The sequence below is a fragment of the Pseudomonas sp. GM41(2012) genome (assembly GCF_000282315.2).
Lineage (GTDB): Bacteria > Pseudomonadota > Gammaproteobacteria > Pseudomonadales > Pseudomonadaceae > Aquipseudomonas.
In genome coordinates, this window is the sequence record NZ_AKJN02000011.1 from 52485 (window position 1) to 66582 (window position 14098).

At 60.2% G+C, this 14098-nt stretch carries 11 protein-coding genes; 9 read left to right on the forward strand and 2 right to left on the reverse strand.

What is annotated here, in order from left to right:
* Positions 1 to 12: 12 nt before the first annotated feature.
* Positions 13 to 300 (reverse strand): Asp-tRNA(Asn)/Glu-tRNA(Gln) amidotransferase subunit GatC, encoded by a 288-nt coding sequence (gene gatC, locus PMI27_RS02670; RefSeq protein WP_008026876.1) that lies wholly within the window; start codon positions 298 to 300, stop codon positions 13 to 15.
* 214 nt (positions 301 to 514) lie between these two features.
* Here gatC and mreB point away from each other — a divergent pair, with 214 nt between their 5' ends.
* From mreB to tldD, 8 genes are all read left to right on the forward strand, one after another.
* Complete coding sequence (mreB, locus tag PMI27_RS02665) at positions 515 to 1552, forward strand: rod shape-determining protein MreB (RefSeq protein ID WP_002555108.1); 1038 nt, start codon at positions 515 to 517, stop codon at positions 1550 to 1552.
* Positions 1553 to 1694: 142 nt separating this feature from the next.
* On the forward strand, positions 1695 to 2852 hold the full coding sequence (gene mreC, locus PMI27_RS02660; protein WP_081757446.1) for a rod shape-determining protein MreC: 1158 nt from the start codon (positions 1695 to 1697) through the stop codon (positions 2850 to 2852).
* Positions 2852 to 3343 carry a rod shape-determining protein MreD gene (mreD, locus tag PMI27_RS02655; protein WP_008148886.1) on the forward strand — a complete coding sequence of 164 codons (492 nt, stop codon included), beginning with the start codon at positions 2852 to 2854 and terminating at the stop codon, positions 3341 to 3343. The genes mreC and mreD overlap by 1 nt, the downstream gene beginning before the upstream one ends.
* Before the next feature lie 43 nt (positions 3344 to 3386).
* Positions 3387 to 3983, forward strand: a complete 597-nt coding sequence (locus PMI27_RS02650) for a Maf family protein (RefSeq protein ID WP_008148884.1) — start codon at positions 3387 to 3389, stop codon at positions 3981 to 3983.
* 57 nt (positions 3984 to 4040) lie between these two features.
* On the forward strand, positions 4041 to 5498 hold the full coding sequence (gene rng / locus PMI27_RS02645; protein ID WP_008148882.1) for a ribonuclease G: 1458 nt from the start codon (positions 4041 to 4043) through the stop codon (positions 5496 to 5498).
* A 75-nt stretch (positions 5499 to 5573) separates the two neighbouring features.
* Positions 5574 to 9377 carry a YhdP family protein gene (locus tag PMI27_RS02640; RefSeq protein WP_008148879.1) on the forward strand — a complete coding sequence of 1268 codons (3804 nt, stop codon included), beginning with the start codon at positions 5574 to 5576 and terminating at the stop codon, positions 9375 to 9377.
* A 187-nt stretch (positions 9378 to 9564) separates the two neighbouring features.
* On the forward strand, positions 9565 to 10410 hold the full coding sequence (locus PMI27_RS02635) for a carbon-nitrogen hydrolase family protein (protein WP_008148878.1): 846 nt from the start codon (positions 9565 to 9567) through the stop codon (positions 10408 to 10410).
* Positions 10411 to 10431: 21 nt separating this feature from the next.
* Complete coding sequence (gene tldD / locus PMI27_RS02630) at positions 10432 to 11874, forward strand: metalloprotease TldD (protein WP_008148876.1); 1443 nt, start codon at positions 10432 to 10434, stop codon at positions 11872 to 11874.
* Positions 11875 to 11922: 48 nt separating this feature from the next.
* Here the strand turns inward: tldD and yjgA are convergent, their stop codons facing one another.
* The gene (yjgA, locus tag PMI27_RS02625; RefSeq protein WP_008148874.1) at positions 11923 to 12447 is read right to left on the reverse strand and encodes a ribosome biogenesis factor YjgA; all 525 of its coding nucleotides are present in this window, start codon (positions 12445 to 12447) and stop codon (positions 11923 to 11925) included.
* A 108-nt stretch (positions 12448 to 12555) separates the two neighbouring features.
* Between yjgA and pmbA the strand changes: the two genes are divergently transcribed.
* The gene (gene pmbA / locus PMI27_RS02620; RefSeq protein ID WP_008148871.1) at positions 12556 to 13902 is read left to right on the forward strand and encodes a metalloprotease PmbA; all 1347 of its coding nucleotides are present in this window, start codon (positions 12556 to 12558) and stop codon (positions 13900 to 13902) included.
* Positions 13903 to 14098 lie beyond the last annotated feature (196 nt).

Here is a 14098-nt window from a genome sequence, read left to right on the forward strand (position 1 = left end):
GGCTCTTTCCCTTTAGTCGATGACTTTCGGAACCAGGTACAGGCCGTTTTCGACCGCTGGTGCGATGGACTGATAGGCCTCGCGATGATTGGTCTCGGTCACGACGTCTGCGCGCAGGCGCTGGCTGGCTTCCAGTGGATGGGCGAGCGGCTCGATACCGTCGGTATTGACCGCCTGCATTTCGTCGACCAGCCCCAGAATGCTGTTCAGGGCCGAAGTGATGTGTGGAAGATCGGCATCATTAAGGCCCAGACAGGCCAGATGAGCGATTTTTTCCACGTCGGAGCGTTCAAGCGTCATGGGATTCTCCAGTGGAAGGAAAACAGAACGGATGCTATCCGTGTGTTAGATTGTCGGAACACTACCGCATTTCTACGGTCATAAGGCCGCGATTGTGGGGGTTGGTGCACAGAAAAGCGGCCAATTTAACATATTGGCGCCTTGCCCAAAATCCCTGTCGTTGTTAGAGTTTGCCGCACTTTTTTACCCACGCGTTGCCTAGGGTCCCTTTCCCATGTTCAAGAAACTGCGTGGCATGTTTTCCAGCGATCTTTCCATTGACCTGGGCACTGCCAACACCCTTATTTACGTGCGCGAGCGCGGTATCGTCCTGAATGAGCCCTCGGTTGTGGCTATTCGGACACACGGTAACCAGAAAAGTGTCGTTGCTGTCGGCACCGAGGCCAAGCGCATGCTCGGCCGTACGCCGGGCAACATTGCTGCCATTCGTCCGATGAAGGATGGCGTGATCGCCGACTTCAGCGTTTGCGAAAAGATGCTGCAGTACTTTATCAACAAGGTTCACGAAAACAGCTTCCTGCAGCCTAGCCCTCGTGTGTTGATCTGCGTTCCGTGCAAATCCACCCAGGTTGAGCGTCGTGCCATCCGTGAGTCGGCCCTCGGTGCCGGTGCCCGTGAAGTGTTCCTGATCGAAGAGCCAATGGCGGCTGCGATCGGTGCCGGCCTGCCGGTTGAAGAAGCTCGCGGCTCGATGGTTGTCGATATCGGTGGTGGTACCACTGAAATCGCGCTGATCTCCCTGAACGGTGTGGTTTACGCTGAATCCGTACGGGTTGGCGGCGACCGCTTCGACGAAGCGATCATCACTTACGTGCGTCGCAACTACGGCAGCCTGATCGGCGAATCCACTGCCGAGCGCATCAAGCAGGAAATCGGTACTGCCTACCCGGGCGGCGAAGTTCGTGAAGTCGACGTTCGTGGCCGTAACCTGGCCGAAGGCGTTCCACGCGCATTCACCCTGAACTCCAATGAAGTGCTGGAAGCTCTGCAAGAGTCCCTGGCCACCATCGTTCAGGCTGTGAAAAGTGCACTGGAGCAATCGCCTCCGGAACTGGCTTCCGATATCGCCGAGCGTGGTCTGGTACTGACCGGTGGTGGCGCCTTGCTGCGTGACCTCGACAAGTTGCTGGCCCAGGAAACCGGTCTGCCAGTCATCGTTGCCGAAGACCCGCTGACCTGCGTTGCTCGCGGCGGTGGCCGTGCGTTGGAAATGATGGATAAACACACCATGGATCTGCTGTCGAGCGAGTGATCTCGCCGGTTGCATCTATGCTGTTGGCGCGCAGGCAGCACTTTGCAGTGCTGCCTGTTGGCGTTTATCTTCTGTCAGTCTGCATCCAGGCCGGTTTGATGCCGTATGAATAAAGAAAACATTTGCCTGGGAGGAGCGGCTTATTAAACCGCTTTTCACCAAAGGGCCTTCACTGGGCGTGCGCTTGTTGGTGCTGGTCGTGCTATCGGTCGCGCTGATGGTGGTCGATGCCCGCTTCACACTGCTCAAGCCAGTGCGTAGCCAAATGTCGCTGGTGCTGATGCAGTCCTACTGGATCACCGACCTGCCACAGCGGCTATGGCAGGGTGTGGCCAGCCAATTTGGCAGCCGTACCGAGCTCGTCGCCGAAAACGAAAAACTCAAAACCGAAAACCTGCTGTTGCAGGGCCGCATGCAAAAGCTTGCCGCCCTTACCGAGCAGAACGTTCGGCTGCGCGAGTTGCTTAACTCCTCCGCGCTGGTCAACGAGAAGGTCGAAGTGGCCGAGCTGATCGGCATGGACCCCAATCCCTTCACCCACCGCATCATCATCAATAAAGGTGAGCGCGACGGTGTGGTCCTCGGTCAGCCGGTGCTCGATGCTCGCGGCCTGATGGGCCAGGTGGTCGAGTTGATGCCGTATACCTCTCGTGTGCTGTTGTTGACCGACACCACTCACAGCATTCCGGTGCAGGTGAACCGCAACGGTCTGCGCGCGATTGCCAGCGGCACCGGTAACCCGGAACGCCTGGAGCTGCGTCACGTAGCTGATACCGCCGATATCAAGGAAGGCGATCTGCTGGTCAGCTCAGGTCTCGGCCAGCGGTTCCCGGCGGGTTACCCGGTAGCGACGGTCAAGGAAGTGATTCACGATTCCGGTCAGCCGTTCGCTATTGTGCGCGCCGTGCCGACCGCCGCCTTGAACCGCAGCCGTTACCTGTTGCTGGTGTTCACCGACGGCCGCACAGCCGAAGAGCGCGCCAACGAAGCTGCCCAGGCTCAAGAAGCCTTGGACCAGCACGGTGGTGGCCCCATCATTCCAGCGACAGTGCCGAAACCGGCCATCGTCCCGGCTGCTGTTGCTGCGCCCGCGATTCCGGTAGCGCCGACGGCTGCCCCTGCTGCCACAACCCCGCCCAAACCTGCGGCAACTCATCCTGCTGCTGCGAAACCTGCCGCCAGCAAGCCGCCCGCGGCGCAACCCGCGGCCGCTAAACCGCCGGCCACGCAACCTGCTGCCGTGAAGCCTGCTGCCAAGCCGCCTGTCTCTGCGCCGGCTACCACTGGGGGACGAGAATAATGGTTGGTGCTACTGCCTCCCGAAATGGCTGGATGGTCTGGCTGACATTCGCCATAGGCATGCTGCTCAGCGTTTCGCCGCTGCCACAATTCATGGAAATCCTCCGTCCACTGTGGCTGGCCTTGCTGCTGGCATTCTGGGCGTTGGCCATGCCGCAGAAAGTCGGGATGGTCACCGCATGGTGCCTGGGCCTGGCCGAAGACGTGCTCTACGGCACGCTGCTGGGGCAGAACGCGTTGATCCTGACGCTGATCACGTACTTGGTGCTGGCGCTGCAACAGCGCCTGCGCATGTTCCCGATGTGGCAACAGAGCCTGGTGATCCTGGTGATCTTTGGCCTCGCGCAGCTTGTTCAACTATGGCTCAGCGCCCTGACCGGCAATCGTCAGCCGACGCTGGCGCTGGTCTTGCCGGCACTGGTCAGCGCATTGCTCTGGCCATGGATCAGCTACGGTTTGCGCGGTTTGCGTCGACGCTACAAAATCAACTAATTCGGTCAGGCATTTGCCCGCACCTCGACAGGGAGATGTCTTGATGAAACAGCTGTACCTCGCCTCAGGCTCGCCGCGTCGGCGTGAACTGCTCACGCAGATCGGCGTGCCGTTCACCGCCATCAGCGCGGACATCGATGAAACCCCTTTAAACAATGAATCCCCGTCGGCCTATGTCGAGCGCCTGGCGCGCGGCAAAGCCGAGGCTGGACGCGGGGGCGTCGTGTCCGACGCAGATTTTTGCGTACTGGGCGCCGATACCGCCGTGGTGCTGGACGGGAAAATTCTCGGCAAGCCGGTTGATGAAGCCGAGGCGTGCGCCATGCTTATGATGTTGTCCGGGTGTGAACATGAAGTCCTGACGGCGATTGCGGTGCGCGACGGTGAGCGTTGCGAGTCTCGGGTGGTGAGCAGTCTGGTGCGCTTTCGCAACATCAGTCGCGCCGAAGCGGTGGCCTACTGGGCCAGCGGCGAGCCGCAGGACAAGGCCGGCGGCTACGGTATTCAAGGGCTCGGCGCGGTGTTTGTCGCCGGACTCAACGGCAGTTACTCGGCGGTGGTCGGGTTACCGCTGTGCGAAACCGCTGAGCTGCTCGGCCATTTCGGCATACCCTGTTGGCAAACCCTTAACGCGCGTTGAGCGTCGTACTGACAAGATGCGGCCATTATCGTGAACATGCCTGAACGAGACCCTGCCATGAGTGAAGAGATCCTGATCAACATCACGCCGATGGAATCGCGCGTGGCGGTGGTTGAAAACGGTGTGCTGCAAGAGGTCCACGTCGAGCGCACGCAAAAGCGCGGGATCGTCGGCAACATCTACAAAGGCAAGGTCGTGCGAGTATTGCCTGGCATGCAGGCGGCCTTCGTCGACATCGGACTGGACCGCGCCGCGTTCATTCATGCCTCGGAAATCTCCCTGCGCGAAGGCCCGGCGGTCGAGAGCATCAGCTCTCTGGTTCACGAAGGCCAGAGCCTGGTGGTGCAAGTCACCAAAGACCCGATCGGCTCAAAAGGCGCACGCCTGACGACTCAGTTGTCGATTCCCTCGCGTTATCTGGTGTACATGCCGCGCACCGCACACGTTGGCATTTCGTTGAAGATCGAAGACGAAGCCGAGCGCGAACGTCTCAAACAAGTGGTCACTGATTGCGTGGCCAAAGAAGGCATCCAAGAGGCGGGTGGCTTCATCCTGCGTACCGCAGCCGAAGGTGCCGGTGCCGATGAAATCCTCATGGACATTCGCTACCTGCGTCGTCTCTGGGATCAGATCAACGAGCAGATCAAAACCATCAGCGCGCCGAGTGTGATCTACGAAGACCTCGGCCTGGCGCTACGCACCTTGCGTGACCTGGTGAGCCCGAAAATCGAGAAGATCCGGATCGACTCCCGGGAAACCTTCCAGAAAACCACACAGTTCGTCGCCGAGCTGATGCCGGAAATCGCCGATCGTCTTGAGCATTACCCGGGTGAGCGGCCGATCTTCGACCTGTACGGTGTCGAAGACGAAATCCAGAAGGCCCTGGAACGCAAAGTCCCGCTGAAATCCGGCGGTTACCTGGTGGTCGATCCGGCGGAAGCCATGAGCACCATCGACGTCAACACCGGGGCGTTCGTCGGTCATCGCAACCTCGAAGAAACCATTTTCAAGACCAACCTCGAAGCCGCGACCGCCATTGCTCGCCAGCTGCGCCTGCGCAACCTGGGCGGGATCATCATCATCGACTTCATCGACATGGAAGATGAAGAGCACCAGCGTCAGGTGCTGCGCACACTCGAGAAGCAACTGGAACGCGATCACGCCAAGACCAATATCATCGGCATCACCGAGTTGGGCCTGGTGCAGATGACCCGCAAGCGCACCCGCGAAAGTCTTGAACAAGTACTGTGCGAACCGTGCAGCAGCTGTCAGGGTCGCGGCAAGCTCAAGACACCGGAAACCGTTTGCTACGAGATTTTCCGCGAAATCCTCCGAGAGGCTCGCGCCTATCAGGCCGAAGGCTATCGTGTATTGGCAAACCAGAAAGTGGTCGACCGTTTGCTCGATGAAGAGTCGGGCAATGTCGCCGAGCTCGAAGGTTTTATCGGACGCACCATCCGATTCCAGGTGGAAACCATGTATTCCCAGGAACAATACGACGTGGTGCTGCTCTGAATCGGTGTATTTCAACCCTGTTAGAACGGCTGGCCTCAGCTTTTTGCAGTATTTTTGCCATGGGAGCCAACTGACATGGAACGTCTGATACGCATTTTGGCCGCACTGACCCGCTGGGGGCTGGGGCTGTGTGCGTTGGTGTTGGTGTTGTTGGCGTTATACGTCAGCCTCGGCCGAGAGATGACGCCGCTGGTGGCCGAGTACCGTGCCGAAGTCGAAGCCAAAGCCAGCGCTGCCTTGGGCATGCCGCTGAAAATCGGTGAACTGGAAGGTAACTGGAGCGGCTTTGCTCCGATCATGCTGGCTCACGACGTGATGGTCGGCGAGGGCGCCAATGCCTTGCGTCTGGACCAGGTGCGCGCGGTGCCGGATCTTTGGGCCAGTCTGATGGCGCGTGAAGTGCGCATCGCTCACCTGGAACTCAGCGGCCTGAAGATCAGCCTCAAAGAAAGCGAGGACGGCCATTGGGCGCTGGAAGGTTTGCCGGTGCAGCAGGATCAGCCGCTGGATCCTGAGCAATTGCTCAATCACATGCAGATGGTTCAGCAACTGTCGGTACTCGATAGCCAGGTCACTTTGCAGCCGCTGCAAGAGCAACCGCTGACCCTGACTTACGTCGGCTTGAATCTGAAAACCGGGGTCTCCCGTCAGCGACTCGACGCCCGTTTCACCCTGCCCGATGGACAACCGGTGGCCGTCAGTCTGCGTACCCGCCTGCGCGCCAGCGAATGGAAAGACGGCGAGGTTGAAGCTTATTTGAGCCTGCCGCAAAGCGACTGGTCGAAATGGTTGCCTGAGCGCCTGACCCAACAATGGAATTTTTCCGAGTTCAAGGCCGGCGGCGAGCTTTGGGTGAACTGGAACAAGGGCGCCCTGCAGAGTGCTGCGATTCGCTTGAACGCGCCGCAACTCAAGGGTGCGTACGCCGAGCGCAAGCCGATCCAGATCAACAATCTGGCGCTCAATGGCTATTTCCAGCGCAGTTCCGAAGGCGCCCTGATCACCCTGGATTCGCTGGCCATGAGCCTTGGCGAGACCCGCTGGGAATCGCATCTGCAACTCAAACAAAACGCGGCGACCGACACGACTGAAGAGCTTTGGCATCTGCAAGCCGACCGTCTCGACCTCACCCCGATCACCCCGATACTCAATGCCTTGGGGCCGCTGCCCGAAGGCGTTGCTACGGCCGTTGAGCGACTCAAAGTGACCGGTGGCCTGCGCAACGTGCTGATCGACTTCCGGCCCAATGCCACCGACGACAGCAAATTCAGCTTTGCCGCCAACCTGGATCGGGTCGGCTTCGATGCCTATCACGGCGCTCCGGCGGCGCGAAATGTCAGTGGCAGCATCAGCGGTGATCTGGGCGGTGGTGAGCTGCGCATGGACAGCAAGGATTTTTCCCTGCACCTGGACCCGATTTTCGCCAAGCCATGGCAGTACATTCAGGCCAATGCCCGGCTGACCTGGAAACTCGATAAAGAAGCCTTCACCTTGATCGCGCCGTACCTGAAGGTGCTGGGCGAGGAGGGCAAAATTGCTGGCGACTTCCTGATCCGCCTGCATTTCGACCACACCCAGGAAGACTACATGGACCTGCGGGTCGGTCTGGTGGACGGCGACGGTCGTTACACCGCCAAGTACTTGCCGACAATGCTCAGCCCGGGGCTGGACGAGTGGCTGCGTACGGCGATTCTCAAAGGTGCGGTGGACGAAGGCTTCTTCCAGTACCAGGGTTCGCTGAACCATGGGGCCGCCGAGACAGCCCGCAGCATCAGCCTGTTCTTCAAGGTTCACGATGCCGAACTGGCCTTCCAGCCAGGCTGGCCACATGTCAGTAATGTCACGGGTGACGTGTTTGTTGAAGACAGCGGTGTGCGGATCCTGGCCAGCAAGGGGCAGTTGCTCAATACCCAGGTCAGCGACATTTACGTCAATATTCCCCGTGCGCCAGCGGGGCAAAACGTCCATCTGTTCCTCGACGGCGGATTCGCCGGCGGGTTGGGCGATGGCCTGAAGATTCTCCAGGAAGCGCCGATCGGCACCGCAGCCACCTTTGCCGATTGGGAAGGCGAGGGCGATCTGCGGGGCAAACTGAAACTGGACATTCCATTGGTCAAAGGCGAGCAGCCCAAGATCCTCGTCGACTTCAATACCGCCAAGGCTCGTCTGAAACTGGCCGAGCCAACGCTGGAGCTGACTCAGCTCAAGGGCGATTTCCGTTTCGACAGCACCAAGGGCTTGAGCGGGCAAAACATCACCGCGCGCGCCTTTGATAAACCGGTTACTGCACAGATTTTCGCCGATGGCGGCCCCGGCAACCTCAAGACTCGCGTCGTCGGCTCCGGCCTGGTCGAGGTCCAGAAACTGACTGACTGGCTGAATGTTACTCAGCCATTGCCAGTGTCCGGTGTGATCCCTTATCAGCTGCAACTGAACCTTTATGGGGCCGACAGTCAATTTATGGTCAGCTCCAACCTCAAGGGTGTAGCAATCGATTTGCCGGCGCCGTTCGGCATGGCGGCCGACGTCGGCCGCGACACCACGTTCCGCATGACCCTGCAGGGACCCGAGCGGCGCTACTGGGTCAACTACGGTGAGTTGGCGAACTTCACGTTTGCGGCGCCGGCCGGTAACTTTGCCGACGGTCGTGGCGAGTTGTTCCTGGGGGGCGGCAATGCCGTGCTACCCGGCGCCAAAGGCCTGCGGGTGCGCGGTGTGCTGTCGGAACTGGATGTCGGCCCCTGGAAGGACCTGGTAGACAAGTACGCCGGTCAGGATCCGGGCGGCAACGCCAAACAGTTGCTCAGCAGCGCGGACCTCCAGATCGGCAAACTCAGCGGTGTCGGCACCACGCTCGATCAGGCGTCGGTGCAGTTGAACCGCAAGCCTGCCGCATGGGCCTTGCAACTCGACAGTCAGCAGGTCAAGGGCAGTGCGAGCATCCCCGATGCGAAAGCCGCTCCGATTGCGATCAATCTGCAATACGTGCGTTTGCCGGCGCCAGACCCGACGGTCCTGGCCGACGAAAACTCGCCGGATCCGCTGGCCTCGGTGGATCCGACGAAGATCCCGGCACTGGATATCACCATCAATCAGCTGTTCCAGGGCAAGGACCTCGTCGGGGCCTGGTATATGAAAGTCCGTCCGACCGCCAAGGGCATTGCGCTTAATACGCTGGATCTGGGCCTCAAGGGCATTCTCCTGCAGGGCAGCGGCGGTTGGGAAGGTGTGCCCGGTTCCAGCAGCAGTTGGTACAAGGGCCGGATCAGCGGCAAGAATCTCGCCGATGTACTGAAGGGCTGGGGCTTTGCGCCGAGTGTCACCAGTGAAGATTTTCATATGGATGTCGACGGTCGCTGGCCGGGTTCTCCGGCCTGGCTGGCCAGCAAGCGGTTCTCCGGCACCCTTGATGCGTCGCTCAAAAAAGGCCAGTTCGTTGAAGTCGAGGGCAGCGCCCAGGCACTGCGGGTATTTGGCCTGCTCAACTTCAACTCCATCGGTCGCCGTCTGCGTCTGGACTTCTCTGACTTGTTTGGCAAAGGTCTGAGTTATGACCGGGTCAAGGGGTTGTTGGTCGCGACCAACGGCGTTTACGTGACGAAGGAGCCGATCCAGATGACCGGCCCGTCGAGCAATGTTGAGCTCAACGGTACGCTGAACCTGGTGGGTGACCAGATCGATGCCAAGTTGCTGGTGACGTTGCCTGTGACCAACAACCTGCCGATTGCCGCGCTGATCGTCGGTGCACCGGCTATTGGCGGCGCGCTGTTCCTGATCGATAAGCTGATCGGTGACCGTGTGGCGCGTTACGCCAGCGTCCAATACACCGTCAAGGGCCCGTGGAAAGAGCCGAAAATCACCTTCGACAAGCCTTTTTGACTCTCTTTTTGAAAAGCCATGCGTGGGGCCGATGGAGTAGCATGACCGTAAGTCCCCTGTAGGAGCTGACGAGTGAAACGAGGCTGCGATCTTTTGGTTTTGCCTTTTAAAATCAGATCAAAAGATCGCAGCCTCGTTTCACTCGTCAGCTCCTACAGGTATGTGTTGATTCCATCAGGGAAAGGCCATGTCTTTTGCGGTGATTCAAATGGTCAGCCAGAGCGATGTGCTGGCCAATCTGGCCCAGGCCCGTCGGCTGCTTGAGCAAGCGGCAGCCGGTGGCGCGCAGCTGGCTGTGCTTCCGGAAAACTTCGCCGCCATGGGCCGTCGCGACATCGCCGACATCGGCCGCGCCGAGGCGTTGGGCGAAGGCCCGATCCTGCCATGGTTGAAACAGACCGCCCGCGACCTCAAGTTATGGATAGTGGCCGGCACGTTGCCGTTGCCACCGGTGGATCAGCCGACGGCCAAAGTGCATGCCTGCTCGCTGCTGGTGAATGACCACGGCGAAACCGTTGCACGGTATGACAAGTTGCACCTCTTCGACGTCGATGTGGCGGACAATCGCGGGCGTTATCGCGAATCCGATGACTATGCTTATGGCAGTGGGGTCGTTGTGGCGGACACGCCCGTCGGTCGAGTCGGATTGTCGGTGTGTTACGACCTGCGCTTCCCGGAGCTGTACAGCGAATTACGCGCTGGCGGTGCAGAGTTGATTACCGCGCCGTCGGCCTTTACCGCGGTGACCGGCGCGGCGCATTGGGAGGTGTTGATTCGCGCGCGGGCCATCGAAACCCAATGTTATGTGCTCGCGGCTGCCCAGGGTGGGACGCATCCGGGGCCGCGAGAAACCTTTGGCCATGCCGCGATTATCGACCCGTGGGGACGTGTGCTGGCGCAACAGGATCAAGGCGAGGCCGTGCTGCTGGCCGAACGCGATAGCAGCGAACAGGCGTCCATCAGGGCGCGGATGCCGGTGTCCAGTCACCGGCGCCTTTTCTCGCAGGGCGCACAGCGACCTGCCTCAGAATGATGAATTTAAGGCGTAAAGCATATGAGCGAGTTGTTGTCCTCAGTCAGTGAACACCTCCTGGCGCCCGGCGGCGTAACAATCGAGAGCCTGCAAGGTGTGCTCGGCGATCTGGCCGGCCCGGGCATCGATGCCGCCGACCTGTATTTCCAGGGGCAGATTTCCGAGTCCTGGGCGCTGGAAGACGGGATCGTCAAGGAAGGCAGCTTCAATCTCGACCAAGGTGTCGGCGTGCGAGCGCAATCGGGTGAGAAAACCGGTTTTGCCTATAGCAATGCCATTACTCTCGAAGCCCTCGGCGCCGCGGCCCGTGCTGCACGTTCGATCTCCCGCGCCGGTCAGAACGGCACGGTGCAAGCCTTCACGACTCAGGATGTCGCCCAGTTGTATGGGCCGGACAATCCACTGGAAGTGATGACCCGTGCCGAGAAGGTCGAACTGCTCAAACGTATCGACGTCGCGACTCGCGCCCTCGACCCGCGTATCCAGCAAGTTACCGTGAGCATGGCCGGCGTCTGGGAACGAATCCTCGTGGCCTCCACCGACGGTGGCCTGGCCGCCGATGTACGACCGTTGGTGCGCTTTAACGTCAGCGTGATCGTCGAGCAGAACGGTCGCCGTGAACGCGGCGGTCATGGCGGTGGCGGTCGTACCGATTACCGTTATTTCCTCAGCGATGACCGCGCCATGAGCTACGCCCGTGAAGCGCTGCGTCAGGCGTTGGTGAATCTGGAAGCCATTCCTGCGCCGGCCGGTACGTTGCCGGTGGTATTGGGTTCCGGCTGGTCCGGCGTGCTGCTGCACGAAGCGGTCGGCCACGGTCTGGAAGGCGACTTCAACCGCAAGGGCAGTTCGGCCTACAGCGGACGCATGGGCGAGATGGTTGCGTCCAAGCTTTGCACCATCGTCGATGACGGCACGCTGGCCGGTCGTCGCGGTTCCCTGAGCGTCGATGATGAAGGTACCCCGACCGAGTGCACGACACTGATCGAAAACGGCGTACTCAAAGGCTATATGCAGGACAAACTCAACGCCCGTCTGATGGGCGTGGCCCGTACCGGTAACGGGCGTCGCGAATCCTACGCGCACCTGCCCATGCCGCGCATGACCAACACCTACATGCTGGCGGGCGAAAGCGACCCGGCAGAAATCATCGCCTCGGTGAAACGCGGCATCTACTGCGCCAACCTCGGCGGCGGTCAGGTGGACATCACCAGTGGCAAGTTCGTGTTCTCCACCAGCGAGGCTTACCTGATCGAAGACGGCAAGATTACGGCCCCGGTCAAAGGCGCGACATTGATCGGCAACGGCCCGGAAGCGATGAGCAAGGTGTCGATGGTCGGTAACGATCTGGCGCTGGACAGCGGCGTGGGGACGTGTGGCAAGGATGGGCAGTCGGTGCCGGTGGGTGTCGGCCAGCCAACGCTGAAAATCGATGCGATCACTGTGGGTGGCACAGGATCTTGAGGGATGGAGCTTCGGGTGAACCGCGTAGCGACTCACCCGATTCGAGATTTAACGCAGACCGCGTTGAGTCTCGTCCAGCTCACGGATGTACTTGAAGATTTTACGGCTCGATGCCGGTGGCTTGTTGGTCGCCAGTTCGTGCTGGGCCTGACGGATCAGGGAGCGCAATTGCTGACGATCAGCCTCCGGGTAGTCGACCACGAACTTCTCCAGGACCGCATCGTCGCCCGCGATCAAGCGATCGCGCCAGCGTTCCAGGCCATGGAAACGTTCGTTGTACTGCCGGGTGGAGGCATCGAGTTGATCGAGCAGAGCCAGAATGGCGTCAGTGTCCTGATCGCGCATCAGTTTGCCGATGAACATAAGGTGCCGTTTACGCGCGATATTCGCGGTGTGCTTGGGCGCATCAGCCAGTGCCCGGCGCATAGCGTCGGTCAACGGCAGTTTTGCCAGCAAGTCAGGCTTGAGCGTTGTAAGGCGCTCGCCAAGGTCAACCAGAGCATGAAGCTCGCGTTTAACCTGGGATTTGCTTTTTTCTCCCGTATCGAGGGAGTCGTCGTAAGAATCAACCATGGTGGCCGTCCGCAAAGAAACGCCGCCATGATAACCAGTCGGGGGCCGCTTGTCCGGCCCGGTCGCTCGAAGGCCCTAGCCGAAAGCAGAATTTGAGTGGAGAACAGCATGAGTGCAGTTGAAAGCGTCGGCCCACAAGCGTTGCCGGCACTGCAAGAACAAGTCGAGCAGATCATCGCTGAAGCCAAGCGCCAGGGCGCCAGTGCCTGTGAAGTGGCGGTGTCCCTGGAGCAGGGCCTTTCCACCTCCGTGCGTCAGCGTGAAGTCGAAACCGTCGAATTCAACCGCGATCAGGGTTTCGGCATCACCTTGTACGTTGGTCAGCGCAAGGGCTCGGCCAGCACGTCCGCCAGCGGTCCGGAAGCGATTCGCGAAACCGTCGCCGCCGCATTGGCCATCGCCAAGCACACGTCGGAAGACGAAGCTTCGGGCTTGGCAGACGCCGCCCTGATGGCCAAGGATCTGCAGGATTTCGACCTGTTCCACGAATGGGACATCACCCCGGAGCAAGCCATCGAGCAGGCCCTGGCCTGTGAAGCGGCGGCGTTTGCCACCGACAGCCGAATCAAGAACGCCGATGGCACCACCCTCAGCACCCATCAGGGCTGCCGTGTCTACGGCAACAGCCACGGTTTTATCGGCGGTTACGCGTCGACCCGGCACAGCCTGAGCTGCGTGATGATCGCCGAGGCCGATGGCCAGATGCAGCGCGATTACTGGTACGACGTGAACCGTCAGGGCAATTTGCTGGCCTCTCCGGAGAGCATCGGCCAGCGTGCCGCGCAACGGGCGGCGAGCCGTCTGGGTGCGCGTCCGGTGCCGACCTGCGAAGTGCCGGTGCTATTTTCCGCGGAACTGGCCGGTGGTTTGTTCGGCAGTTTCCTCTCGGCGATTTCCGGCGGCAGTCTGTATCGCAAATCCTCGTTCCTTGAAGGCACGCTGGGGCAGAAACTGTTCCCTGAATGGCTGACCATCGATGAGCGTCCGCACCTGATGCGCGCGCTGGGCAGTTCGGCGTTCGATGGCGATGGTCTGGCCACTTACGCCAAACCATTCGTCGAAAAAGGCGAGTTGGTCTCATACATTCTCGGCACGTACTCCGGCCGTAAGCTCGGAATGCCGAGCACCGCCAACGCTGGCGGCGTGCACAACCTGTTCGTCACCCATGGCGACGAAGACCAGGCAGCCTTGCTACGCCGCATGGGTCGCGGCCTGCTGGTTACGGAACTGATGGGCCAGGGCCTGAACATGGTCACTGGCGATTACTCCCGCGGCGCGGCGGGGTACTGGGTCGAGAATGGCGAAATCCAGTTTGCAGTCCAGGAAGTGACCATCGCCGGCAACATGCGTGACATGTTCAAACAGATCGTTGCGGTCGGTAATGACCTGGAGCTGCGCAGCAACATTCGTACAGGTTCGGTGCTGATCGAGCGGATGACGGTGGCGGGTAGCTAACTCAAACCGCTACAAAAAAGGCGCGCCACCCATCAGGTGGCGCGCCTTTTTTTATGCGCCATGCACCGTCCCTGTAGGAGCACGGCTTGCCGGCGATGGCGTCCCTGAGATCGCCATCGCGAGCAAGCTTTGCTCCTGCGTGGGGTTGTGTTGGTTCTCATTATCATCTAATAATAAATCTCATTACCGAATGAGC